Origin of the sequence: Pseudoalteromonas atlantica, from assembly GCA_007988745.1 — a bacterium.
In the GTDB taxonomy this organism is placed as follows: Bacteria; Pseudomonadota; Gammaproteobacteria; order Enterobacterales; family Alteromonadaceae; genus Pseudoalteromonas; species Pseudoalteromonas atlantica.
Genome location: BJUT01000001.1, coordinates 118,061 through 143,398, shown reverse-complemented (window position 1 = coordinate 143,398; position 25,338 = coordinate 118,061). Strand labels below are relative to the sequence as shown.

The 25,338-nt window shown below is 41.4% G+C and carries 19 protein-coding genes; 4 read left to right on the top strand and 15 right to left on the bottom strand.

Annotated features, from left to right (window positions below; all coding sequences use genetic code 11):
* Positions 1–32: 32 nt before the first annotated feature.
* The 5 genes from PAT01_RS00620 to PAT01_RS00600 all read right to left on the bottom strand — a co-directional run bounded on the left by PAT01_RS00620 (position 33) and on the right by PAT01_RS00600 (position 4,649).
* A complete protein-coding gene (locus PAT01_RS00620; protein WP_004587815.1) occupies positions 33–527 on the bottom strand; it encodes an REP-associated tyrosine transposase in 495 nt (164 codons plus the stop codon).
* 197 nt (positions 528–724) lie between these two features.
* Positions 725–1,201 carry a GreA/GreB family elongation factor gene (locus PAT01_RS00615; protein WP_096739682.1) on the bottom strand — a complete coding sequence of 159 codons (477 nt, stop codon included), beginning with the start codon at positions 1,199–1,201 and terminating at the stop codon, positions 725–727.
* A gap of 117 nt (positions 1,202–1,318) precedes the next feature.
* Entirely contained in the window at positions 1,319–2,251 is a 933-nt protein-coding gene (gene secF / locus PAT01_RS00610; RefSeq protein WP_096740390.1) for a protein translocase subunit SecF, read from the bottom strand.
* Positions 2,244–4,082: a protein translocase subunit SecD gene (secD, locus tag PAT01_RS00605; RefSeq protein WP_154944377.1), complete on the bottom strand. Its 1,839-nt coding sequence runs from the start codon at positions 4,080–4,082 to the stop codon at positions 2,244–2,246. The genes secF and secD overlap by 8 nt, the downstream gene beginning before the upstream one ends.
* A gap of 105 nt (positions 4,083–4,187) precedes the next feature.
* Positions 4,188–4,649 (bottom strand): hypothetical protein, encoded by a 462-nt coding sequence (locus tag PAT01_RS00600; protein WP_154944376.1) that lies wholly within the window; start codon positions 4,647–4,649, stop codon positions 4,188–4,190.
* Positions 4,650–4,747: 98 nt separating this feature from the next.
* Here PAT01_RS00600 and PAT01_RS00595 point away from each other — a divergent pair, with 98 nt between their 5' ends.
* From PAT01_RS00595 to PAT01_RS00585, 3 genes are all read left to right on the top strand, one after another.
* Positions 4,748–6,529 (top strand): ABCB family ABC transporter ATP-binding protein/permease, encoded by a 1,782-nt coding sequence (locus PAT01_RS00595; RefSeq protein WP_154944374.1) that lies wholly within the window; start codon positions 4,748–4,750, stop codon positions 6,527–6,529.
* 94 nt (positions 6,530–6,623) lie between these two features.
* Positions 6,624–7,337 carry a YebC/PmpR family DNA-binding transcriptional regulator gene (locus PAT01_RS00590; RefSeq protein ID WP_004587809.1) on the top strand — a complete coding sequence of 238 codons (714 nt, stop codon included), beginning with the start codon at positions 6,624–6,626 and terminating at the stop codon, positions 7,335–7,337.
* Positions 7,338–7,410: 73 nt separating this feature from the next.
* Positions 7,411–8,706, top strand: a complete 1,296-nt coding sequence (locus PAT01_RS00585; protein ID WP_154944372.1) for a leucine-rich repeat-containing protein kinase family protein — start codon at positions 7,411–7,413, stop codon at positions 8,704–8,706.
* Between the two features lie 69 nt (positions 8,707–8,775).
* Here the strand turns inward: PAT01_RS00585 and gap are convergent, their stop codons facing one another.
* The 5 genes from gap to glk form a co-directional block, all read right to left on the bottom strand.
* Positions 8,776–9,780 (bottom strand): type I glyceraldehyde-3-phosphate dehydrogenase, encoded by a 1,005-nt coding sequence (gene gap, locus PAT01_RS00580; RefSeq protein ID WP_029773117.1) that lies wholly within the window; start codon positions 9,778–9,780, stop codon positions 8,776–8,778.
* A gap of 10 nt (positions 9,781–9,790) precedes the next feature.
* Positions 9,791–10,411 (bottom strand): bifunctional 4-hydroxy-2-oxoglutarate aldolase/2-dehydro-3-deoxy-phosphogluconate aldolase, encoded by a 621-nt coding sequence (gene eda / locus PAT01_RS00575; RefSeq protein WP_004587806.1) that lies wholly within the window; start codon positions 10,409–10,411, stop codon positions 9,791–9,793.
* A 34-nt stretch (positions 10,412–10,445) separates the two neighbouring features.
* On the bottom strand, positions 10,446–12,296 hold the full coding sequence (gene edd / locus PAT01_RS00570) for a phosphogluconate dehydratase (protein ID WP_029773525.1): 1,851 nt from the start codon (positions 12,294–12,296) through the stop codon (positions 10,446–10,448).
* Positions 12,297–12,621: 325 nt separating this feature from the next.
* The gene (locus PAT01_RS00565) at positions 12,622–13,635 is read right to left on the bottom strand and encodes a LacI family DNA-binding transcriptional regulator (RefSeq protein WP_024034047.1); all 1,014 of its coding nucleotides are present in this window, start codon (positions 13,633–13,635) and stop codon (positions 12,622–12,624) included.
* 34 nt (positions 13,636–13,669) lie between these two features.
* Positions 13,670–14,662 carry a glucokinase gene (gene glk, locus PAT01_RS00560; RefSeq protein ID WP_024034046.1) on the bottom strand — a complete coding sequence of 331 codons (993 nt, stop codon included), beginning with the start codon at positions 14,660–14,662 and terminating at the stop codon, positions 13,670–13,672.
* Between the two features lie 278 nt (positions 14,663–14,940).
* On the opposite strand from glk, the gene PAT01_RS00555 reads away from it, so the two are divergent.
* Positions 14,941–15,957 carry a LacI family DNA-binding transcriptional regulator gene (locus PAT01_RS00555; protein ID WP_154944370.1) on the top strand — a complete coding sequence of 339 codons (1,017 nt, stop codon included), beginning with the start codon at positions 14,941–14,943 and terminating at the stop codon, positions 15,955–15,957.
* Between the two features lie 108 nt (positions 15,958–16,065).
* Here PAT01_RS00555 and PAT01_RS00550 read toward each other — a convergent pair whose 3' ends face one another.
* The 5 genes from PAT01_RS00550 to PAT01_RS00530 form a co-directional block, all read right to left on the bottom strand.
* Positions 16,066–18,477 (bottom strand): glycoside hydrolase family 15 protein, encoded by a 2,412-nt coding sequence (locus PAT01_RS00550; protein ID WP_154944368.1) that lies wholly within the window; start codon positions 18,475–18,477, stop codon positions 16,066–16,068.
* A gap of 9 nt (positions 18,478–18,486) precedes the next feature.
* The gene (locus PAT01_RS00545) at positions 18,487–19,986 is read right to left on the bottom strand and encodes an MFS transporter (protein WP_138578194.1); all 1,500 of its coding nucleotides are present in this window, start codon (positions 19,984–19,986) and stop codon (positions 18,487–18,489) included.
* Positions 19,979–21,838, bottom strand: a complete 1,860-nt coding sequence (locus PAT01_RS00540; protein ID WP_138578196.1) for an alpha-amylase family protein — start codon at positions 21,836–21,838, stop codon at positions 19,979–19,981. The genes PAT01_RS00545 and PAT01_RS00540 overlap by 8 nt, the downstream gene beginning before the upstream one ends.
* An 88-nt stretch (positions 21,839–21,926) precedes the next feature.
* Positions 21,927–23,783: a glycoside hydrolase family 13 protein gene (locus tag PAT01_RS00535; RefSeq protein WP_154944366.1), complete on the bottom strand. Its 1,857-nt coding sequence runs from the start codon at positions 23,781–23,783 to the stop codon at positions 21,927–21,929.
* Positions 23,783–25,276: a tryptophan halogenase family protein gene (locus PAT01_RS00530; protein ID WP_154944364.1), complete on the bottom strand. Its 1,494-nt coding sequence runs from the start codon at positions 25,274–25,276 to the stop codon at positions 23,783–23,785. Before PAT01_RS00530 ends, PAT01_RS00535 begins: the two co-directional genes overlap by 1 nt.
* Positions 25,277–25,338 lie beyond the last annotated feature (62 nt).

Sequence of the window (25,338 nt, the reverse complement as noted above, 5' to 3'; positions counted from 1 at the left end):
CGCTTATCCGACCTACGAAATATTTATATTTTTTATCCGCACCAATTATTTGCATAAATACCTTGTTTCACGGCTCTATGAAAACTTGAATAAGGCCAATCAGCTACTTGACTAACTAGGCCATGTTTTAACGGATTAAAATGAACATAGTTAACATGATGCCAATAATCATTATCATCCCTAATAGTATGTTCCCAAAAACGGCGCTGCCAAATTCCACGTTCATTTTTACGTTTCCGTGTTTGAGTTAAAAACTCTGTCTTTGGGAGTGATTTTGAAAATCGCTTTTTAATTTCTCGCCAGCGACTCGAATAATCCACATCATCATCTGGTAAAGTTAAAACTGCATGAAGGTGATCGGGCAGCACAACCCATGCATCTATATAAAATGGCCTTTGAGATTTAACAAAACGGATAGACTCTCTTAATAAATCGATATGCTCAACCAACAACGATTTATTCCTATCGAGCAAATTAACTGTAAAAAAGTACGTCCCACCTTTTACATAATTACGACGATATTGCATTGCATATCCATTGTATTATTTGTTACGCATTAGACAAATAAAGCGCAAATTTAGGATATATACAACATTGACGTAGGTCGGATAAATGGCGAAGCCATGCCATCCGACAATTAATTTATAAGTATAAGCGTTTATTGTATTGATATGGTTTTGTCGGATGGCGCTTCGCTTATCCGACCTACATAAAAACCAATGTTTTATAAAATTTCTACCACTTCATATTCATGGTTTTTGCCTGCAATGGTTAGGCTTACTTCATCGTCAAGCTGCTTGCCTAAAAGTTGTTTACCCAGGGGGGCTTCGGGGGTAACAACTTGAATAGTCAGCCCTTTTACTTCAACCGTTAAACCGCCTGCGGCTGGGCCTAAATAAAACCATTTTTGTAAGGCGTTTTCATCTTCTAAACAAACGAGAGAGCTTATAATCACTTTTTTGTGAGTGGGCTCTTTAAAAATGGCTTCAAATTGTTTAATGCTTTTGTAGCAATCGTTTACACGCTCGGCTTGGCCTTGTGCTAAATAAGCGGCTTCGAGCCCTAGGGTATCGTACTGCGTTTCTGCAACGCTTTCTTCGTGAGTAGCGGCGTCGTGCGCGGCTTTGGCAGCTTGTTTTGCGCTGTTTAATTGTGCTTCGAGTGCAAATTTAAGGTGTTCTATTACGTGGGATTTATTCATGAAAGGCGCTAATAACCAATACGGTAAACTATGTGATTAATTTTACCGTTATAAGGCGCTTAAAACCATTATTTTAAGCGCCTGTGTTTTAATGCAGATTTTTAAAAGCATTTATTGCTAGGGCATATCGAGCAACGCTTGCGTTTCTGCATCTTGTTTTTCTTCGTAATTTTTAGCACTTAACCCTAAAAGCTCGGGTAACGTGGCGGCAATACAAATAGATGAGAACGTGCCTACTACAATGCCGGTAAATAGCGCGATGGCAAAGCCTTGTAATGGCGCGCCCGCGAGGAGCCAAACACTTGCAACTGTAGCAAGCGTGGTGCCCGATGTAATAAGTGTGCGCGTTAAGGTACTTTTTATGGCGTTGTTAATAATACTTGCGGGGCTAAGCGCATTATTAGATTTAACACGTAAAAGCTCGCGTACTCTATCGCCTACTATTATAGAGTCGTTAAGTGAGTAACCTATAATGGCCAGCAAACTGGCAAGTACCGTTAAATTAAACTCAATACTTAATAGCGAAAATAGCCCCAGTACCAGTAATAAATCATGCACTAGCGCAACCACAGAGCCTACGGCTAAACGCCATTCAAACCGCACCGCTAAATAAAGCATTACTGCAACCATGGCTGAAAATAGCGCTAAACAACCTTGTTCAAACAGTTCATCACCCACTTGCGAGCCAATATACGCTGATGATAAAACCTCGGCGTTAATATCTGCATTTTGTGTAATGGCGCTTTGCCAATCACTACTATTTGCTGTTGAACCGCTGGGCGCTTCGCGTAGTTGAAAGTGATTATTACCTTGTGCGGTTAGTTCAAACTCGCCATTGTGATTTTTAGTAATAAATTGCTCAAGTTGTTTTAGCTCAACACCTTGGCTGGTGGTAAATTCTGTTAGGTAACCACCGGTAAAGTCGAGCCCAAAATTAAGCCCTTTTTGACTAAGCGTAAATACCGATAGCAGTACAAGTATGGCGCTCAAAAGCATGCCGGAAAAACGCAGACGTGTACCCGCCTCGCCCTTTAAAAAAATGTTAAGCATGTGCATTTACTCCTGCTTTTTTAGCCATTTTTAAATATACCGTTTGGCTTAGTACTTTTGATACGTACACGCCAGTAAATACCGAGGTTATTAAGCCAAGTGCCAATGTTATGGCAAAGCCTTTAACTGGGCCGTAACCTATTCCATATAAAATAAGCGCGGTCATCATGGTGGTTATATTGGCATCAAATATGGTGTTAGCGGCTTGCTTATAACCTTCTTGAATAGCTTGATAAGCAGAGCAGCCTTTTCTACGCTCTTCTTTTATTCGCTCAAATATAATAACGTTGGTATCTACCGCCATGCCAATGGTGAGTACCAGCCCGGCAATACCCGGAAGTGTTAACACAACCCCTGGTAATAACGATATTAGCCCCACAAGCGACGTTAAATTTAATAATAGCGCTACGTTTGCAATAAGTCCTAAGCGGCGATACCACATTGCCATAAAGGCAAGTGTAATACCCATGCCCAGCATCAATGCGGCCAAGCCGTTAGTTATATTTTCTTGACCTAGGCTTGGGCCAATTGTTTGCTCGTGCACAATAGTAACCGGTGCAGTTAGCGAGCCTGCGCGTAATAATAGTGCTAAATCGGCCGCTGCTTGTTGGCTTTTCATATTAGTAATACTAAAACGTGAACTTAAATGCTGCGCAATATTAGCCACATTTATAACTTCGCTTTTTTTAACGGTTTCACCTTTAGCGTTTTGAGAGTACTCAGAGTAAACCGTGGCCATAGGCTTACCAATATTCGCTTTTGAAAACGCTGACATGGCATCGCCGCCTTGCCCATCAAGGCTAAGTTGCACAAGGGGTTTACCCCAGTCATCGCGCCCTATTGTGGCATTATTAATATGCTCACCGGTAAAAATTGGCACTGGGTCAAGTTTGATGGTCCCGCCTGATTGCATATCAAATGTTTGCCCACCAATTTCTTTTAACTGATAAAACCCAAGTGATGCAGTTGCACCTATGATGCGCTTTGCCTCTGTTGGGTCTTGCACGCCAGGGAGCTCTATGCGTATACGGTTTTTACCTTGGCGCTGAGTGACGGCTTCGGTAATGCCTAATTCTTCTATACGTGAGCGAAGCGTTGTAAGCGTTTGGCTCATTACTTCTTTATCAAAGTTGCTTCGCCCTTGCTCTGAATAGGTGAATTTTGCATTTTTAATATCACCATTACTGGTTGTTGAAACTGCTAAATTAGCAAAGCGACTTTGTAGCTCATTGATTACCGGGGTAAGCTTTTTCGCTCCATTTGGGTGTGCATTTATTTCAAAGCCGTGCCCTGTTTGCAGCACTTTAAGGCCGTGCGCTTTTTGCTTAATAATAATTGATTTTGCTTGCTGGTACGCACTGACTAATTGCTCATCAATTGCTTTATCTAAATCTACGTCGAGTACAAATAACACACCGCCGTTTAAATCTAGTCCCAATTTTATTGGCGATAAGCCAATCTCTTGCAGCCAAAGTGGGCTCGTTGCATGCTCTACAATTTTAACTTGCGTGTGTGGGTACTGCGCCTTTATAGCCGCTTGCGCTTGTGCGCTTTTAGTTGGCTCGTTTAACAAAATATTTATAGATGTTTGATTATTTAGCCCTTGCTCAACTTTTAAACCTTGGTTATTTAAAAAAGTTACTAATGCATTAGTGCTTGGCACAGCTTGTGTTTCGCTATGAGGTGCATTGCTTACATGTAACCACGATTTATTAGGGTATAAGTTGGGTAATGCGCTAATGGCTAATAAAACCAGCACAATAAGCATGGCTATATAGCTTAATTTAAATTTAGCCATAAACGGCTTGTGATCTTTTTTTACACTTAACATGGTGTTTCCTTATTACCAGAACCGGTAACGTACTTTTTAAAAGCACAATTAATCTCAAGGCCTAAACGTAAAACGTTAAAACCTAATAAAAATTAAATAAGAAAATTAAGCGTGGTAGGTACTTACGGCGGTATAGAGTAAATTAGCGTCTTTCCAGCCGCTGAGTCGCGACTTTTTGCTATGCGTTACAAGTGTATACCATGGCTGTTGGGCAATAAACGCGTTGGGGCTTAGGTATATTTCTCTAAAAAGGGTGTGTGCAAAAAATTCAAATACAACGTCGTATTCAGGCTCACTTTGCGCGACATGTAAAAATAACGAAGAATTACTGGCCGTTAACCTAGGTTGATGAGCGTCAAACCCTGTTTGATGTGTTTTTTTGTGCTCATTTCCCTTTACTGATTTTGATATAGGCAGCGTTTTAGCTAGATCAACGCTATCAGCAAACACACTCAATGAGGTGGTTGCGGTGTTTAATTTATGTGTCGCGCACTGCGCACTACTTTGAACACTAAAAAGCGCACAAAACAGTAAAAAAGCAGATATAAACACACGAATGTTAAACATGGTTGCGTCAAACTAAAATAAGGGATGCATAGTATATATGGGCAAGTATTTAAAATACAATGCATATTAATTAAGTATTTATTTAACTGAGATCCGTAATGCGCTCTAAACACAGTACTATAAAACGCGCCGATGCAATGACCTTAAAACAAAGTATTAAAACGCTGTGGCCATACATTACTAAATTTAAAGGGCGCGTACTTTTAGCCCTTTTAGCGCTTATAGGAGCTAAAGGCGCAACTCTTTTAATGCCTTGGGCATTAAAAGAAATTATCGACTCGGTTGATAAATCAATCAATCCAGTTTTAGTTATCCCTGCATTACTATTGCTTATGTATGGTGGGCTTAGGTTTGCCAGCGTGTTTTTAGGCGAAGTAAGAGATGCGGTGTTCTCTCGTGTGACAGAGCACGCGATGCGTGATATTGGGTTAAAAGTATTTAAACATTTACACTCGCTAGAGCTTGCTTTTCATCTCGATAGGCAAACAGGTGGAATAAGCCGTGATATAGAGCGTGGTACTAGTGGGCTGAGCTTTTTAATGCGTTTTTTAATGTTTAATATTGTCCCCACCCTTTTTGAAATACTGACCGTTGCTATTATTTTTGGCTCGCTATTTTCTATTTGGTTTGCGTTAATAACTTTATTAGCGGTTGCTATTTATATTACCTTTACTGTAACAGTAACGCAGTGGCGAAACCGTTTTATACGCGAGGCAAACGCCGCCGATAACCTTAGTAACACGCGCGCCATAGACAGCCTGCTTAACTACGAGACTGTAAAATATTTTAATAACGAAGAATTTGAAGCCAAAACATACGACTCTTTTTTAGCAAATTGGGAAACCGCCCGTTTAAAAAATAGAATGTCATTGCTTGCGCTTAATTCAGGCCAAGCGTTAATAATTGCAAGCGCTATTACAGCGCTAATGTGGTTAGGTGCCAAAGAAGTGGTAACGGGCGCTCTAACAATTGGCGAACTTGTAATGATAAACGCCTACATGATCCAATTATTTTTACCGCTTAACTTTTTAGGATTTGTTTATCGAGAAATAAGACGCGCCCTAACCGATTTAGAAAACATGCTGGGCTTACTTAATAAAAAACCACAGGTAACGCAGCGGCCCCATGCTCAACACCTTTGTGTTAGCAAAGGCAATATAGCCTTCAATAATGTGAGTTTTAGTTACGATGCCAACCGCCCTATTCTTAGTAATATCAGCTTTAAAGTTAAAGCAGGCAGTAAGGTTGCCGTTGTAGGTGCAAGTGGTGCAGGTAAGAGCTCTTTGGCGCGGTTACTTTACCGCTTTTACGATATTAGCGCGGGCAGTATAACCATAGATAACCAAGCTATAGACGCCGTCACCCTCGATAGCCTGCGTAAAGCCATTGCTATAGTGCCACAAGACACCGTGCTATTTAACACCAGCATACGCGAAAACATCGCCTATGGCAGACCCACAGCAAGCGATAGTGAAATAGATAAAGCAATAGAAATGGCCCATTTAAAAGACTTTATTTCAACTTTAGCGCAAGGCGATAAAACGTTAGTGGGCGAGCGCGGTTTAAAAGTATCTGGCGGCGAAAAACAACGTATTGCAATTGCACGTGCAATTTTAAAGCAATCTCCTATTTTAATTTTTGATGAGGCGACCTCGGCGCTCGACTCGCACGCGGAGCAAGCCATTTTAAAGGCAATGCGCGATGTAACTCAAAACCACACCAGTATTGTGATTGCACACCGGCTATCAACTATAGTTGATGCCGATAACATATTAGTATTTAAAAAGGGCGAACTGGTTGAGCAAGGCACACATTCAGCGCTTTTATTACAAAATGGTCAATACGCTCAAATGTGGCAATTACAACAGCAAGATGATTAATTAACGCCATTTACTGGCGATACTGCGGCTTTACCTTTAGAATACGGCCTTGCAATTTTATTCAATAATTTACATATATTAAGGCGAAACGCAGATGGGAAGAGCTTACCAAAACAAAAAAGATTCAATGGCTAAAACTGCGGGTGCTAAAACTAAAGTTTATTCTAAGTACGGTAAAGAAATATACATTTGCGCTAAAAATGGTGGCGTAGATCCAGATGGTAACCTTGCGCTGCGCCGTTTAATCGAGCGCGCTAAAAAAGACCAGGTACCCGCACACGTTATTGAGCGTGCAATAGACAAAGCCAAAGGCGGCGGCGGTGAAGATTACGCAGCCACACGTTATGAGGGATACGGGCCAGGTAACTGTATGATTATTGTTGACTGTTTAACCGACAACAACAAACGTACGTTTGCTGATGTGCGTATTTGTTTTACCAAAGCAAACGCTAAAATAGGCGCACAAAATTCGGTATCACATTTATTTGATCACCTCGCTATTTTTGTTTTTGATGGCGATGACGATGAAGCTGTACTAGAAGCCCTTATGATGGCCGATGTTGATGTAACAGATGTAGAAGTAGAAAACGGTAAAGTGACGGTTTTTGCACCACATACAGAATACAACAACACCCGTACAGCGCTTGAAGAAATGGGTATTACAGATTTTGACGTAGATTTAATTTCGTTTGTACCACAAGTTGAAGCCCCTATTGAAGGTGAAGACGTAGAAGTAATGGAGCGCTTTTTAGCCATGCTTGAAGATTGTGACGACGTGCAAAACGTTTACCATAACGCGCAATTTTAAACTTTACTAAACGTATTTACTTTAAGCCAACAGCGATGTTGGCTTTTTTATTTTAAAAGGCTTGTGAAAATTTATGAATACCCTTGCAGAGCTTAAGTCTGGTAGGTTGAATGGTGTTACTCGCTTACAACTCGTAGAAGGCTTAACACAGTTTCCTTTAGAAATTTTAACCCTTGCAGATACCCTAGAAGTACTCGATTTATCAAACAATAATCTCACTACACTGCCAGATGAGTTTGCGTGCTTAACAAAGCTTAAGCGGGTGTTTTTATCGTTTAACCAATTTGAACATATACCTAAAGTACTCGCTAAGTGCCCTGCTTTAATTATGGTTGCATTTAAAGGCAATCAAATAACAGAGTTTGCACTAAACAGCTTACCTAAAAATATTGAATGGTTAATACTAACCGATAACAAATTAAGCGCATTGCCAAGTGACTTTGGTAATTACACACAGCTTAAAAAGCTCGCCCTTGCAGGAAATAACCTAAAACAACTACCCGCGAGTATGGCCTCTTGTACTAATTTAGAGCTAGTTAGGCTCTCTGCTAATAAACTAACAAAACTTGATAATTGGCTATTAGAACTCCCCAAACTTGCTTGGTTTGCCTTTGCTGGTAATGCATTTAATAAAGCTCAATGCTTAACTAACAGTCGTTTGCAAAACACGCCACTTGAAAATTTTCAGCTTAAAAAAGTAATTGGCCAAGGTGCATCGGGCTTTATTCATTTAGCTAAAACAGCACAGCACGATGTGGCGGTAAAATTATTTAAAGGTGCAATAACAAGCGATGGCTACCCACTTGATGAAGTAAACTGCTGTTTACAAGCAGGCTATCATAAAAACTTAATTAACGTATTAAGCTACATAGAGCAAAGCACACAGCTTGGTTTAGTAATGGAGCTAATAGATACACGCTTTGCTAATTTAGGTTTGCCGCCAAGTTTAGAAACCTGTACGCGCGATACCTTTAATACACACTGTCACTATTCGCCTGAGGCAATTTATAAAGTTGCCCAGCAAATGATAAGCACCCTTGCCCACTTACATGCTAACAACGTAAGTCATGGCGATATTTACGCACACAACACCATGATAAATGAACAATATGACGTTTTATTTGGTGATTTTGGTGCTGCAACAAATTTAGCCATGCTTACTCAAGAAGAAAAAAAACGCATAGAACTTATAGAAGTCCGCGCTTTTGGTTGTTTAATTGAGGACTTGCTAAGCACTGTTAGCGCTGCAGATAAGCAAAACGAACTGTTTAATAAAATGTCCGATATAGCAGCGCGTGCTATAAATACGGATATTGCATCGCGGCCTAATTTTAAAGAGCTAAGCGTTTTATTAAACGAGTGGGTATAAATCAATCAAAATAAAAAAGCCTGCATAATGCAGGCTTGGTTGGATAAAGCTAAACTTTTACAGGGTCAATTATAAGTACTGACCTAATGCTTTAACTTGGTCTAACATGCGGTTTGAGAAACCCCACTCGTTGTCGTACCAAGCCATTACTTTAACTAGTTTGCCATCAGCTTTAGTTTGCGTTGCATCAAAAATTGATGACGCAGGGTTGTGATTAAAATCAATAGATACAAGCGGAAGCTCGTTGTACTCTAAAATTTCTTTCATTGAACCTGTTGCTGCGGCTTTCATTACTTCGTTGATTTCTTCAGCAGTTGTTTCGCGCTTAGTGATAAACGTAAAATCAACTAAAGAAACATTGATAGTAGGTACACGTACCGACATACCGTCTAATTTACCCGCAAGCTCAGGAAGTACTAAGCCAACAGCTGCAGCAGCACCTGTTTTAGTTGGGATCATAGACTGTGTTGCACTACGTGCACGGTATAGATCTGGGTGATAAACGTCAGATAAGTTTTGATCGTTTGTATAAGCATGAATTGTAGTCATGCTACCTTGCTCAATACCTACTGTGTCGTTAATTGCTTTTGCAATTGGCGCTAAACAGTTAGTAGTACATGATGCGTTAGAGATAATGTTGCTATCAGCGTTAATTACATCGCTGTTAACACCGTGTACTACCGTTGCATCTAAATCTTTACCAGGAGCAGACACAATTACTTTTTTAGCACCTGCTGTAATGTGCTTAGCTGCGTCTTCACGCTTAGTGAAAAAACCAGTACATTCTAAAACGATATCTACGTTTAACTCTTTCCACGGTAAGTTTGCAGGGTCACGCTCTTGAGTCAAAGTAATTACGTCATCACCAATCAGCATAGTGTTATCTGATAACGTTACTTTTTGAGAAAATTGACCGTGAACTGAGTCAAATTGTGTTAAATGCGCATTTACGTTAGCCGGTGCTAAATCGTTAATTGCTACAATTTTAATTTCACTGTTTTGTGCTGACTCGTAAAGTGCACGTAGTACGTTGCGACCGATACGGCCATAGCCATTAATTGCTACATTAATCATTTTTAGACTCCTATTTAACTTCACTTGCTTGTCGAGCAAGCGCTTCAATGGCTTGCCAGTCTTTGTTTTCAATTAGTTGCTTATCTAGCATCCACGTACCACCAACACAAATAACGTTATTAAGCGCTAAGTAATTAGGGGCTGTTGCTAGGCTAATACCACCGGTTGGGCAAAAAGTAATGTGCGGCAATGGCCCGCCAATCGACTTAAGCATTGCCGTTCCGCCTGCAGCCTCTGCAGGGAAGAATTTTAAGTACTTAAAGCCATGGCTTGCTAACTGCATTACTTCGCTTGCAGTTGCTGCACCCGGTAAAAAGGGAATGTCTGAATCTTTAGCTAATGCTAATAATTCATCACTTACACCTGGGCTTACCATAAAATCAGCGCCTGCTTCTACTGAAGCGTCAAAGCTTGCTTTATCAACCACTGTACCTGTACCAACGTAAGCTTCTGGAACTTCTGCTTTCATTAGTTTTACAGCTTCCACTGCAACAGGCGTGCGTAGCGTAATTTCAAGGGCTTTTAAGCCACCGTTGTATAACGCTCTAGCGAGTGGTGCTGCATCTTCTAGTTTTTCGATTACAACCACTGGCACCACAGGTGCCGACGCTAAGATTTTTTCAATACTCATTACTTGTTCCTCATTACCCAGTGTGTGGCAATTATTATTCAAGTCCAAAAGCACTCGCACCTAAATCGGCGCTGCTTACAATATTTCTAAATCCAGTAAATAACTCTCGGCCGGTACCAAAGGTTAAGCTTGGTTGGCTAAGTTGTAGTTCACGCTTAGCAAGCTCTTCGTCGCTAACATGTACTTTTAATATTCCGTTTGGCGCATCCAGTGTTACTAAATCGCCTTCAAGAATTTTTGCAATAATGCCACCTTCAACAGCTTCTGGCGCTAAGTGAATAGCAGCAGGCACTTTACCTGATGCGCCCGACATACGGCCATCAGTCACAATGGCTACTTTAAAGCCTTCGTCTTGAAGTGTTGCCATTACTGGCGTTAATTTATGAAGCTCTGGCATACCTTTCGCTTTAGGGCCTTGCTCTTTAAGCACGGCAATAAAGTCTTGGTTTAACTCGCCACGGCTGTATGCCTCTTGCAGTTCGCCTTGTGAGCTAAATACTTTAGCTGGGGCTGTTACTACTTGGTGCTCAGTGGCTACAGCAGAGACTTTAATGACTGCTTTACCTAGGTTACCCGTAAGTAGTTGTAGGCCGCCTTGCTTGCTAAATGGATTGCTAATTGGACGCAGTACTTCTTCATCGAGTGAGTTTTCTGGGCAATCTACCCATTTAACTTTTGAAGGGCCTGTTGAGTTGCTCATAATTAAGCTGTCGTCTTTATCTAAACGCGGCTCCATCATGTAAGGCGCTAAACCTTCACCAAGCATTGTTTTAACATCAGTATGCAAGTAACCTGCGCCGGCTAATTCACGCATTAAGAAGCCCATACCGCCTGCGGCTTGGAAATGGTTTACATCGGCTGAGCCGTTAGGGTAAATACGCGTAAGTAGTGGTACAACTTCTGATAAATCAGACATGTCTTTCCACGTTACTTGAATACCCGCCGCTTTTGCGATAGCAACAATATGAATAGCGTGGTTAGTTGAGCCACCTGTAGATAGCAAGCCAACTAAACCATTAATAATGGTTTTTTCGCTGATTACATCTGCTAAACACGGGCTTTCTTTATCATCTGTAAGCTGCTTAAGCATGGTTTCTACAGCATTACCTGTTAAACCATCGCGAAGCTCAGTGTAAGGGTTAATAAACGAGCTACCTGGAAGGTGTAAGCCCATTATTTCCATTAACATTTGGTTTGAGTTAGCAGTACCGTAAAACGTACAAGTACCTGCGCTGTGGTACGAGGCGCTTTCAGCTTCAAGTAAGTCTTCACGGCTTACTAAACCTTGTGCAAATTTTTGGCGAATACGTGCTTTTTCTTTGTTAGGAATACCAGATTGCATTGGCCCAGCAGGTAAAAAGAATACCGGTAAGTGACCAAAAGATAAGGCACCAATTAATAAACCTGGGACAATTTTGTCACATACGCCTAAACAAAAAACGCCGTCAAATACGTCATGCGATAGTGATACCGCCGTAGACATAGCAATTACGTCGCGAGAAAAAAGCGATAATTCCATGCCGTCTCGCCCTTGCGTAACGCCATCACACATTGCTGGTACACCGCCTGCAACTTGGGCAGTGGCGTCGTACTTAGTAGCAAGGTCTTTAATTAAATCAGGGAAATCTTTGTATGGCACATGGGCCGAAAGCATATCATTATATGAGTTGATAATAGCAAGATTTGGCTGCTCATCAGCCTTTAAGCGCGCTTTGTCGTCGCTGCTACACGCAGCCATAACGTGAGCGATGTTTCCGCAGCCTAGCCCGGCACGGACTCTTGTTTGTTTTTTTGCGTGCGAAATACGATCTAAATAATCTTGACGGGTTTGTTTACTGCGTTCAATAACGCGTTGGGTGACTTCTTCAATGCGAGGGTGCAACATAATTTAGCTCATCTCTATTAGTTAGAGGAAAAAGGCTCAGTAGCAATTACAGACTCCACGTAAATAACTGCACTGAGCATCTTTGATTTACCCGTTCAAAGGTACGCTACCAGGGAGCCTCTCACAACAACCCTGACACCGGTGTCACTGTATTAACGCATAGCATTGACACCGGTGTCAACCCTGAGTAACAAAAATAGTGTAAAATTTTAACGTGACCAATTAATGACCATGCTAATTTTAGTTTATTTGCTAAAATCCGCACAAAAAAAACCCGAATAAGCGTCACTCAAATTCGGGTTACTGTGAAAAACAAAAAAGGGGGTTATTTTATTGCAGCAGTAGACTCGCGGGTAATTAAACGTGATTCTAGCGTTACCTGATATGGCTGCTCCTGTGGCTGCGAAATATGCGATATAAGCTGCGTAACAGCTTGTTTAGTCATTTCTTCAACAGGTTGTGCAATAGTCGTTAAGCCCGGCCATATATGGCGAGCAATTGGTGCATTATCAAACCCTGCAATAGAAATATCATCGGGTACGCGTAATTGGCGCTGTGTGGCAAGTTTTAATACCGCCGCCGCCATGTAATCGTTTGATGCAAATACCGCAGTAGGACGTGGCGATAAATCTAAAATGCTGCGCGCACTGTCTACACCTGAGTGATAACTAAAGTTACCCTCTTCTACTAAGCGCTCGTCAAATTCTATACCGTGGCTTGCCAACGCTCGCCTGTAACCTTTAAAGCGCTGTTGCGTAGCACTGTGATCAGGGTGGCCTTTAATAAAAGCAATCGACTTATGACCAAGCGAAATTAAGTGCTCGGTTATTTCATAAGCGCCCTGCTCGTCGTTGCTGCGCACTGAAATTGAATCATCTTCTAGCAGCGCCGATGCAACCCGTGCATAGGGTATTTTTTTAGCTTTTAAAAAATTAGCGAGCTTTTCAAAATCACCAAATGGCGGGGTCAGTACTACGCCATCTAAACGCGAGGTTTGTAATAACTGCTCTATATCGTTAATTAAATCATCGCCACGTAATTCGCACGGGTGTATTAGTAAGTTGTAGTTATTTTCTTTACAGGCAGCAAGTGCACCTGTTTGCACTCGCGTTATATAACTTTTACTGGGGTTGTCGTATAAGCAGCCAATAATAAAGCTGCGATTTTGCGCAAGCCCGCGTGCTATTGGGTTAGGCGTGTAATCAAGCTCTTTAAATACTTTAAGTACTTTTTCTCGCGTAGCTGCACTCACGTTAGGCTCATTATTTAAAACCCGCGACACGGTTTTTTTAGAAACGCCTGCATGGCTTGCTACGCTATTTATGGTTACTTTTTTCATTTGTTCATTATCCAAATACAACCATTAAGCAAATTTACTTGCTGTTATATAAACACGCACCCGCCCCAATTAGCGGTATGTTATCTTGTGTTACTAAAGTAACTGGAATTTGCCCTGCATATTGCGACATAACCCCTTTTTGCGAAAAACGCTCTACAAAACGGCTTTCAAGTAATCGTGTTTGCATGCGCGGTAAAATACCGCCGCCTATAAATAGGCCACCTAATGCGCCATATACTACCGCTAAATCGCCTGCCACACTGCCAATCCAGTCACAAAACTGATTAAGCGTTGCATCGCACACTTCACACTCGCCACTGTTCGCAAGGCTACTAATTTGTGCTGCATCTAAATTTTTAGCTGTAACCCCTTTCACGGCTGCCATTGCTTTGTATAAATGGGCAATACCTGGGCCTGAAAAAACAGTTTCTATAGATACATGAGGGTGCTCTTTACGAAGCTCGTTAATTAATAAAGCGTCTAGCTCGTTTACAGGAGCAAGCGACATATGCCCGCCCTCAGAGCTTAATACTGCAGTTGACTGCGCTGTACGCACTAAACACGCAGCACCAAAGCCAGTACCTGGGCCCATAACACCAATGTTTGCATTTGCATCGGCTTGACCAGGCTTAATAGTAATGTTTTGCGTTGAGTCTAAATAAGGCGCTGCATAAGCAAATGCAGCAAAGTCATTAATTACTTCTAATTGTGTTAAATTAAAATGTGCTTTAAATTCACTAACACTAAAGTGCCAACCTAAATTGGTTAAATGCACTTGGCCTGCTTTTATAGGGCCTGCAACAGCTAAACATGCCTGAGTTGGCGTAACATGAGGAATCGTTGTTAGGTATTGTTCAAGTGCACTTTCTAAAGAGCCAAAATTAGCACTGGGAAATATGTTAATATGCTCAATAACAAATTGGTTAGTTTGCTCATTAAAGTCGGTAATTAATGCAAAGCGCGCATTGGTGCCACCAATATCGGCAACTAGGATAGGGTTAAACTGGGCAGAAGAATTTTGGCTCATGGTATTATCTCTTTTGTGTAAGCGGCTTATGCTTATTATTTTACAACGGCTATGCGTTGTTATTTATACACTTTGAGCTATCACCTCAAAGTAGCTATCACAGTAAAAAGGCTGCTATATAAAATAGCAGCTAATACGTTTTGACAACAAAATGATAAAACATTGGCATTATGACACCGGTGTCAGGATTAGATCAATAATAAATCGCAAAAAGCTTGAAATAATTCACTAATAGTCGAAAATGACACAATTATTTAGCATTTAATTAAGTTGTAACAATGAAAGGTAAAGCCACCTCATTTGACATTGCCCATTATGCAGGGGTTTCACAATCAACTGTATCTCGCGCTTTACGTAACAGCCCCCTTGTTAATGAAGAAACACGCAAACGCGTCCACGACATAGCAAAACAACTTAACTATAAAGTTGATAAAAATGCCAGCAACTTGCGTACTCAGCAAAGTAGTACCCTTGCGCTATTGTTGTTTGAAGACCCAACATCAGATGAATCACAAATAAATCCATTCTTTTTATCAATGCTGGGCAGTATTACCCGTGCGTGTGCAAAAGAAGGTTACGACTTATTAGTGTCGTTTCAATCAGCTAGCGCCGATTGGCAAGCCGACTACGAAGACAGCCACAGAGCCGATGGTATTATTTTGCTCGGCTATGGTGATTACATAGACTTTCAGCCAAAATTTAAAACCTTGCTTGACCAAAACACTAAGTTTGTGTGCTGGGGCGCCACAGTAGATAACCGCCCAGATCTTACTGTATGCTGCGACAACTACGGCGGGGGCAAACTAGCCGCTGGCCATTTAATTGCCCATAGCCGCACCGATTGCGCGTTTATCGGTGATGCATCTGATCACAGCCCAGAATTTTTTGCCCGCTTTCAGGGGTTTAAAGATGAGCTACTTACTAGTGGTATAACCATTAATGAGCGAAAAATGGCCAATGCTATTTCTACTGAAGAGTCTGGTTATCATGCTACGCGCTCACTTATTGCTAATAACATAAAATTTAACGCCTTATTTGCCGCTAGTGATTTAATTGCCATTGGTGCAATTCGCGCTTTAAAAGAAGCCAATATTAATGTTCCTAACGAAGTGGCCGTGGTCGGTTTTGATAACATAGCCATTGCAAGCTACATAAACCCACCGCTTACAACCATAGCGCAAGACACCACCGTCGCAGGGCAAATGTTAGTAGAGAACTTACTTAAATTAATACGTGAAGAAGAAGTGCAAAGCACCCTTTTACCACCGGTATTAATTGCCAGAGGGTCTAGTTAAGAATTTATCACTCCACTCCATTGTGCTTATTAAACATTAAACCCCCACTTAGTTACAAAAAAGCCACGGCTGTTAACCGTGGCTTTAATTTTACATTTTGAACTAGCCTTATTTTAAAGCTTTCTCAACAACGGGATAATGATCCCAAACTTGTTTGTCGCTCAATGAACGGACTAATTTAATATACTCGGCATGAGTCCATGCCAATGGTGTTGCTGAATTAGTCCCCTCGCCTAGCTCATAACCTGCTTTGTTAACCCCTACACCATCCCATACTTGCTCTGGTAACATAAGGCCATTATTAGCAAATTGCTCTAAGCCTTTTACATAGCTGTTTTTAATTTGCGCCTGTTTAGCATCATCCAGAGCGTTGTTTGCATTAGCTGCTGCGATTTCGTAATGCCCGCGTTCACCGGTGAAAAATGGCCATACACGCCCACGTTGGCCTGGTGTATTACTACCACCCTCAGCATAGTTTGTGCCTTTAACTTCATCTTCACCGTAGCCATCATTGCCATAGCGGCGGTAGCCTGCAAAAGTGCCGCTGCCATCGTCAAAGCTAAAGCTGTATTTTACTTGTAGGTTATCTTCAAGTGTTTCATCGTCATACTCAGGTAGTGTCTTAACGATGCTTTCATCATTTGCACCGCGTACGCCATAGCGTACTAACTCTAAAAAGCCGCCATCTAAAATTTGCTTTTTATTAAACCCTTCGCGGCCATTATTAGCGTTAATTTTAGTGTTTGAGTTTGCATCGGTATCTTGGCCTATACGAATAAAGTATTCGCCATCGCTATTCTCGCCTTTTAAGTTACCTTCGGTAGTAAACATTTGCGATTCAATATCGCTGCTGTATTTTTTAGCCGTGGCAAGGTAGCGCTGCGCGTTTTTATCATCGCCACTAAGCGTTGCGATATCGCTTGCGGTAATAAGGCCTGCTACTATTGCCGCAGTTGTAGATGGCGAATAACCGCTTTGCTCTTCCCAGCGCTCTTGTTGTGTTGCCGGTGGTGTAATTTGTGTGTCGTTCCACAAAATTTTAGCAAGTCCGCCCTCTACTAAAAAATCTGCCGCTGGTTTTAACATTTTGCCGTACCAGCTTTTTAGCTCTTCATCGCTAAGTACGTTGGCTTTATGTAACTTCCATGCCAGCATGATAGGCATAGCAGTTTGATCAAGCTGTACGCCTACCCATTCTAACTCACCATCGACGTGTGTTTTTTGTAAAAACCAGCCTGTATCGCCTTTATTACCTGGTGTTTTGCTGTTTACTTGCACTTTTTCAAGGTATTCGAACGCTGTTTTTGCTGTGGCAGTATCACCAAGCGCCATAAATGCCATGGCTACTTGATAAAAATCGCGCACCCATACCGCTTTATAACCCGTAGAACCCTCTTTGGCTGAAACCGTTTCGCCCCATGGGTTAGATAAAGAAGCAATTAATGCCCCTGCGTGTGTTTTATCTTCTTGTGCTTTTAGTACCATGGTGCTGGTGTATAAAAGCTTACCGTTATCGGCTGTTTGTTCAACCATGGTATTAAGCGGTTTTAGGCTTTGTAGGTAATCTTCCCAGCCTAGCGCTTCTCCTTTGCCGTTGTAGTGATCGAGCACCGCTTGGTACCCTTTTGCCAAACTTTTTTCGCCTTGCTGAATACTTTGCTGCTGCGTTTTACCAAAGCTCAGGGCTAAATCAAAAGTGGTATTTGCACTTATCTCGCCAAGCTCTGCAAGCATGCTTACATTACCAGCAGTTTCGCCGGTATTTGTGTATTGGGTAGTTATAGATTGCGTAGTTTTAAGTGCATTAATGCCGTCACTTTTTCCTGTAAACCCTACCGTTTTTGCTTTAAATGGTGATGCGGATTGAAGTGATAGATAGTTATCGTTTTCCCATGCTACTAGGCCTTGCTCTGTTGTTTTAGCAAAGTCACCTAAGCCGTTATTATTAATGTACGGATTAACAGACACATACGCTTTTAGCCCTTCAAGCTCAGTATTAAATACGCTGCGTACAAACAGGGTTTGCCCATCTGGGTCAGTAAATATGTGTTTTTCTAGGCTAAAGCGGCCTTGTTTATCAGTGCTTGTTACTTTATAAGCCAGCGATAACGGGCGACCTTGTGCATCTTTATGTAAGTAATCAATGGTGACATTTAAATCATCCACTTCACTAACGGTAAAATCTTTACCTGTTACTATAAATTGCATGTCTTTTATTTGTGCTTGGTGAATAAGCCCAAACATGGTTTCGGTGATCATCCCTTTAGCAATTGAAAACCATACTTTAGACACATCCCCCGTTGCAGCTGCATCAGTGTATTGGCCGTTTTGGTATTGCTCGTATGATGTACCAATACCTGTTTTACCCGCATAAGCCCAAAAAGGCTCTGCACCTGGGGCGCCTGGTGCCGATGTAACCTGTGCTGTGGTACTTTCGTTAGTTGTGCTTGTGTTTTGAGCACCGCAAGCCGTTAAACCTAACGTTAAAAGAGAGGCGGTTATAAGGTTATATTTTTTCATTGTGTGTCCTTAATGAGAATTTTTAACGCGCATTACTGCAACAGCAGCAACAACAAACGAAGCTGCACCAATTAATAATGCGTAAATAGGCTGATTAGAAAATACGTGGCGTAAAATAAGCCCTAAAACACTGGCGGCAAGTAACTGAGGTATAACTATAAAAAAGTTAAAAATCCCCATATAAACGCCCATTTTGTTACTCGGTAGTGCGTTACTTAACATGGCATACGGGAGTGATAAAATAGACGCCCAAGCAAACCCTACGCCTATCATAGGTATAAGTAGCATTTTAGGGTCTTGAATGAACATGAAGCTTGCAAGACTTAACGCGCCCAGCAATAAATTAAAGCAATGCGCGCCTTTTAATCCCATTTTTTTAACTAAAAACGGAATACACATAGCGGCAATTGCGGCAAATCCATTGTAAGCGGCAAATAAAATACCCACCCAATCTGCACCATCGTTAAATGCTTTAGAAGTTGCATCGCTACTACCATAATGAAAGCTTGTTACTGCAGCGGTGGTATAAATCCACATAGCAAATAAAGTAAACCAGCTAAAAAACTGCACCCAGGCAAGCTGCTTCATGGCCTCCGGCATAGTAAATACATCTTGTACTACTTGGTAAAAACCACCTTGGGTTTTATTCGCACTTTTAAGCGCCGCTGCAATCCACTGCACAATACCAAACGCTAATAAACCACCAGCAAGTAGGTATAATTCTTTTTCAAGGGATAAGCCCATGACTAATGCAAGAGTTGCTAAACCCAGTACCACAAAAATAATGGCACCTTTAATAAAGTTAATATCAACCACTTTGCTTGTAGTAGGTTGAGCGCTTTGCTTTTCAAAAGCCGCTAATTGCTCAGGGCTGTATTCTTTAGTACGTGCTACGGTCCAGAGCACGGCGACAAGTAACACCACCCCGCCCCAATAAAATGAGTATTTAACAGATTCAGGAATTTGCCCTGGGGCTGCGGTATTACTTACATCAAACCAGTTGGTCATCATCCATGGTAGCGCTGAGGCTAACACCGCCCCAATACCAATAAAAAAGCTTTGTAAACCGTAGCCTGTCGCGCGTTGCTTTTCTGGCAAGTTATCACCAACAAGTGCTCTAAACGGTTCCATGGTTACGTTGATTGACGCATCCATGATCCATAACATACCCGCGGCAATCCAAAGCGTTGGTGAATGCGGCATAATAAATAGTGAAAGCGTTGTTAACACTGCGCCTATAAAAAAGAACGGACGACGGCGGCCAAAGCGCCCCCAGGTTTTATCACTCCAATAGCCTATAATAGGCTGAACAATTAAGCCTGTAAGTGGGGCTGCAACCCATAAAATGGGAATATCATCAACTTGTGCGCCTAATGTTTGAAATATTCGGCTCACATTGCCGTTTTGCAGGGCAAAACCAAATTGTATGCCTAAAAAGCCAAAGCACATGTTCCATATTTGCCAAAAACTTAAATTTGGCTTATCGGTATTATTATTTTGATTATTCATTATTAGCCTTATTTGTTAATACTGCGCTGCTAAATGCATCAAGTGTGAGGTTAAATGTAGCGCCTTGCGGGTGAGCTTTAAGCTCGGTGGTGTGATTTTCAAGTAAATCATTTAATAGCGTATTTTCACTCACTGCACCTAATTGTGCCTTTGATAAATTAACCGTAAATGTTTGTGGCTTCTCACTAAAGTTACTTAACACATACACACTTTGCTGGCCTAAAGAGCGGGTAAAACCAACAACACGTTCACTTCCTACAAGGTTAAGTGCCGACATTTCTCCGCCTACTACAGCAGGTAAACTATTCAGTGACATAACCGCTTTGTAGTAATCACGAAGTGCTATTTGCTCTGCGGTTAAATTAGCGCCATCAAATTTTCCGTTATTCATCCATGCTTGGTGCGCTGGGACGCCAATGTAGTCAAAAATACTGGTACGTGTCGGCGCTCCAAACCCCGCCTTTTCAGAGCCATCTTCTCCCACATCTTGAGCAAAATATAAAAGTGTTGGCGCGCGGCTAATTAAATTAGAAACAACTAAAGCAGGTTTACCCCACTGGGCATTACCCGCAAAATCCGGGCTTGCGATTCGTTGCTCGTCGTGATTTTCTAAAAAGTGCAGCATGTGTTGCTCTATATCGAGCACACTTTGATGCGCATCAAAAATACTATTGGCAGGTTGTTTAAGTTGCATTATCGCTTTTAAGGTATCGTAAAAGCCGACTTTATCGTAAAGGTAATCCATTTTACCTTGCTGAATATAGGCACGGTACATTAACGGGTTATATACTTCGGCCAATAAAAACGCATCGCTTTTTTGCATTTTTATTGACGAATTTAAAAAGCTCCAAAATTCAACCGGTACCATTTCGGCCATGTCGTATCTAAAGCCATCAACGCCTTTGTCTAACCAAAAAAGTGCAATGTCTCTAAATTTGTACCAGCTATCTGGTAGCTCTTTATCTTGCCAAAACGCATAATGAGCACGGTAATCTTTGTCTTTATAGTCGTTTGGCAGCTGAGCAAAATCGTAGCTACCATCAGGCTTTACGCCATAATTTACTTTTACTGTTTCGTACCAATCGTTAATGTCGGGTTTTGGTGCACGGGCACCGTTACCTGTCCATTTAGCAGGTGTTTCATCAAAAAAGCCATCCGCAAGTGGGTGAGCCTTTCCCCCTAACACGGTATAAGTTGTAGAGGTAGGCACTTGAAATGACTGCCCAGGCACATAGTAAAAGTTGTTATTTTTATCGTACGTTTTACTGGTGTCGTCTTGTGCGCCGAAATCCTCTACGCCTTTAGGCTTTCCAAGTGATTGATAATTACGGGCAACATGGTTAGGCACTATATCAATAATGACTTTCATACCGTGGCTATGTGTACGCTCAATAAGCTGGCTAAACTCCCCCATGCGGTTTGTTACATTAACGGCTAAATCGGGGTTAACATCGTAGTAATCTTTAATTGCGTACGGTGACCCTGCGCGACCTTTTACTACATCGGGGTCATCTTGTGAAATGCCGAAGTCGGTATAATCGCCCACTAACGCGTGGTGTAATACACCGGTATACCAAACGTGCGTGGTACCTAGCTCTTTAATGCCTTTGAGGGCTGCATCGTTAAAGTCGGCAAATTTACCTACGCCGTTTTGCTCTTTAGTGCCCCATGGCACATTGGCTGTTTCGGTATTGCCAAACAAACGGGTAAATACTTGATATACAACCGGCTTGGTAAGCTCATTTTGCGTGTGGGCAGGTGCTTGCTGTTGTTCAGGTTTGTTATTTTCTGAACACCCTGTAGCAATAAGTGCACTACACAGTACTGCGGGTACATAAACTGATTTTTTCATTGTGTGTCTTTTTTGTCAGTATTGTTATTAACTTTATACTAAAGATTACTGCAGCAACCATACAGTTGCTGCATACGTATTCAGGTCACTATTGTGGCGTATTTATAACGAGTACCGTTGCGCTCATCGCTGGTAATTCAATAGTTTTGCCAAGCTTTTGTGTTTTTTGAGTAAATAAATTAAATGCTGTTGTGCTGTTAGGCATTACCTCTTGCATATACTCAATATTTTTTTGTAGCGCTTGTGTGTTTTTATTCATAAATACCAACACTGTTTGCTCATCGCTAATACGCGTATAACTATAAACCCCTTGTTGAGGCGTAAAATGTACAAGCTTTCCTTTATCTAATGCTGAGCTGTTTTTTCTAAAGTTAAGCAGCGTACTGATGGTGTTATGCATCTCTTTTTGCTGTTTTGTTAAGCCCTCTTTGGTAAAGGCATTACGAGTTTGCCCTTCAAATCCACCCGGGAAGTCGATTCTAATATCACCATGGTCTTTACTTGGGGTGTTATCTAATAGTACTTCCGTACCGTAATACATTTGCGCTATGCCACGTGTAGTTAAAAACAAGGTCATCGCCATTTTTGTTTTGGCTACATCTTGACCAAGCTCAGTGTAAACACGGCTCATATCGTGGTTATCGGCAAATACCATAATGTTATTTGTATCAGGGTATAAAAAGTCATTAGCTAACGATTCATATACTTTAATCCAACCCGTGTTCCAGCTTTCATCTTCATTTAGCGCTTGAATTACCGACTCTTGCAACGAAAAGTCCATCACGCTTGGTAAGCTTGATGTATAGCCATCTTGGTTATGCTTGCCACGTTGCCAGTAAGAGGCAATAGCAGGGTTAGACGTCCACTCTTCTCCAACAATATTAAAATCTGGGTACTCTTGCATTATGGCTTTTGTCCAATCACTCAAAAATGCTTTATCTGAGTAAGAGTAGGTATCAACACGTATGCCGCTTAAATCGGCGTATTCTATCCACCAAATCGCATTTTGAATTAAGTATTCACTTAACAGTGGTTGGCGCTGATTTAAATCAGGCATGGTTTCTACAAACCAGCCATCGTTAAACTGGCGCTTGTCGTATTCACTGGCGTGTGGGTCTTGTATGGTTTGGCGCGCATGGCTGGTGGCATTTTTGCCTTTATTAAACTCACCATTAAAGTTAATCCAATCTTTAGTTGGTTTATCTTTAACCCAAGTATGCTCAGAGCCAAAATGGTTAAGGACCATATCCATTACTAGCCCTATACCCTGCTCTTTTGCTTTTACTGATAACGTTTTGTATAGCTGGTTTGAGCCCATTCGTGGGTCAACCTTATAAAAGTCTGTAATTGCATAGCCATGATAAGAATAGTTAGGCATGTTGTTTTCAAGCACAGGGGTTAGCCAAAGCTGTGTTACGCCTAAGTCGTTTAAATAGGGAAGCGCGTTTATAACGCCCTGAATATCACCACCGTGGCGCCCACCTTTTATACTCGGGTTTGCCGCTTCTAACATGCTTTGGACGGTATCGTTTTGTTTATCACCATTAGCAAAGCGATCTGGGTTAATTAAATAAAGCGTATCAGCTGATGTAAACCCTTGACGCTGAGCGCTGTTTTTATCTCGCTCAAGAAGTGGAAACTCAAAGTTATTGCTTGTTTCGCTGCTATTAAATTCAAGCGTTCCGGCTTTAGCGGCGTCGGTAATGGTAATATTTAAAAATACATAATTTGGATTGTCGGTACGAGTTACTTTATTTAACTTAACGCCGTTGTATTTAGCTAATTTAATTTGCTCGTTTGCAATGTTTTGCTCATGAACCATGATGGTAATCGTGTTTTTGTTCATGCCAACCCACCAATTAGCTGGCTCAACGTCAAGTGCGTAGCTAATGGTTGGTAAAGTACAGGCACTTACAAGTAAAAGTTTTTTTAAAAGTTGCATCATCAGGCCTTTTTAATTTTTGCTAAAAAATCTTTATGAGTGGGTAATTGATCTACCGTTGAGGTAATAAGCGTTTTTAGTGTTGAAAATAAATCGTTTAGTTGTTCACTACTGAGTGAGTCAACAATGCTGTTGTAATCTTCGGGGATAAGTCCTTGGCCAATAAATACCTGTTGCCAGGCAACTTCGGCAAATAATTCGTCGTTTTCGCGCACTACTTTGCCGGTTTGCTTAAATAATTTGAGCTTATGGGCCAATGAGTCAGGAATGTCCATTTGCTTACATTGTCGCCAAAATGGGGAGTCTTCTCGTGCTGTTAGTGTGTAATGCAATATTATAAAATCACGAATGTGCTCAATTTCTATCACGCTTTGCTTATTAAATTCAGTAACTAAAGCTTCGCTTATGCCATTGTGTGGAAACAGCTTTATTAAACGGGTTACGGTACTTTGTATTAAATGAATACTGGTAGACTCTAGCGGCTCTAAAAAGCCACTGGCAAGGCCAACCGATACCACATTTTTATGCCATTGTTTTAACCGCCGTCCTGTTTTAAATTTTATCACCCGCGGCTCAGTCATTGGCTCAGCGGGTAAATTATTTAATAATAACTGCGTTGCCGCATCGTCAGATAAATAACGACTACAGTACACCAAGCCATTTCCTATTCGGCTTTGCAGCGGTATTTGCCACTGCCAGCCTGCGCTGTGTGCAATTGAACGCGTATAAGGTTTTAGCTCGCTAGTACCTTGAGACTGCACCGCCACGGCGCTATCACAGGGTAAATAATGAGACCAATCGACAAAACCGGTGTTAAGGGTTTGCTCTATGAGTAAGGCGCGCTGCCCTGTCGCGTCTATAAAAAGGTCGCCGTTTATCTGCTGTGTGTTATCAAGGGTTAATGATTTTATATTTCCTGAGAGAGGGCATTGTTCAACCTGCTCTATTTTGGCATCAATATGCTCAACACCGCGTGATGTTGCGAGGTTTTTTAAAAACTCAGCATATAACGTTGCGTCAAAGTGATACGCATAACTCAAGCCAGGCAATTGTGTATTAGGTATGGTATTTAAGGGTGCAAATTTATGCTGTTTAGCCGCTTGGTAGTTAAGAGAAAAATCCCATAAGCTTTCTTCTGCACCGCTAATATGCCCTTTTACCCAAAAATTGTAAAAATCGCAAAAGGGGAAGTCTTTTCCAAATGAGCCAAAAGCATGCATGTAGCTATGAGAGGGGGTTTTCCAATTTTCGAACTCAATTCCTAATTTTATAGATGCATTTGTAGCGTTTATAAAATCTTGCTCGTTTATACCCAGTGCATTGTTAAGTTGAATAATAGGCGGAATTGTTGCTTCACCCACGCCTATAGTGCCAATAGTACTTGACTCAATAAGGGTTATTTTAATTACTTTACCTAACACTTTATTAAGCAAGGCGGCTGTTATCCACCCTGCCGTGCCCCCGCCTGCGATTACGACGTGTTTTATTGGTTTCATATTATTGTCCACGTTTACAGTTTAAAGCTTTGTTAAGTTTGATAAAATTTAGATAAAGTAGC

Coding starts and splice junctions, on each gene's coding strand:
- PAT01_RS00600 (WP_154944376.1), bottom strand. CDS start 4,649: ATGTTTAACATTCGTGTGTTTATATCTGCTTTTTTACTGTTTTGTGCG.
- PAT01_RS00535 (WP_154944366.1), bottom strand. CDS start 23,783: ATGATGCAACTTTTAAAAAAACTTTTACTTGTAAGTGCCTGTACTTTA.
- PAT01_RS00585 (WP_154944372.1), top strand. CDS start 7,411: ATGAATACCCTTGCAGAGCTTAAGTCTGGTAGGTTGAATGGTGTTACT.
- PAT01_RS00565 (WP_024034047.1), bottom strand. CDS start 13,635: ATGAAAAAAGTAACCATAAATAGCGTAGCAAGCCATGCAGGCGTTTCT.
- secD (WP_154944377.1), bottom strand. CDS start 4,082: ATGTTAAGTGTAAAAAAAGATCACAAGCCGTTTATGGCTAAATTTAAA.
- PAT01_RS00550 (WP_154944368.1), bottom strand. CDS start 18,477: ATGAAAAAATATAACCTTATAACCGCCTCTCTTTTAACGTTAGGTTTA.
- PAT01_RS00540 (WP_138578196.1), bottom strand. CDS start 21,838: ATGAAAAAATCAGTTTATGTACCCGCAGTACTGTGTAGTGCACTTATT.
- gap (WP_029773117.1), bottom strand. CDS start 9,780: ATGATTAATGTAGCAATTAATGGCTATGGCCGTATCGGTCGCAACGTA.
- PAT01_RS00545 (WP_138578194.1), bottom strand. CDS start 19,986: ATGAATAATCAAAATAATAATACCGATAAGCCAAATTTAAGTTTTTGG.
- PAT01_RS00530 (WP_154944364.1), bottom strand. CDS start 25,276: ATGAAACCAATAAAACACGTCGTAATCGCAGGCGGGGGCACGGCAGGG.
- PAT01_RS00615 (WP_096739682.1), bottom strand. CDS start 1,201: ATGAATAAATCCCACGTAATAGAACACCTTAAATTTGCACTCGAAGCA.
- PAT01_RS00555 (WP_154944370.1), top strand. CDS start 14,941: ATGAAAGGTAAAGCCACCTCATTTGACATTGCCCATTATGCAGGGGTT.
- glk (WP_024034046.1), bottom strand. CDS start 14,662: ATGAGCCAAAATTCTTCTGCCCAGTTTAACCCTATCCTAGTTGCCGAT.
- eda (WP_004587806.1), bottom strand. CDS start 10,411: ATGAGTATTGAAAAAATCTTAGCGTCGGCACCTGTGGTGCCAGTGGTT.
- edd (WP_029773525.1), bottom strand. CDS start 12,296: ATGTTGCACCCTCGCATTGAAGAAGTCACCCAACGCGTTATTGAACGC.
- PAT01_RS00595 (WP_154944374.1), top strand. CDS start 4,748: ATGCGCTCTAAACACAGTACTATAAAACGCGCCGATGCAATGACCTTA.
- secF (WP_096740390.1), bottom strand. CDS start 2,251: ATGCTTAACATTTTTTTAAAGGGCGAGGCGGGTACACGTCTGCGTTTT.
- PAT01_RS00620 (WP_004587815.1), bottom strand. CDS start 527: ATGCAATATCGTCGTAATTATGTAAAAGGTGGGACGTACTTTTTTACA.
- PAT01_RS00590 (WP_004587809.1), top strand. CDS start 6,624: ATGGGAAGAGCTTACCAAAACAAAAAAGATTCAATGGCTAAAACTGCG.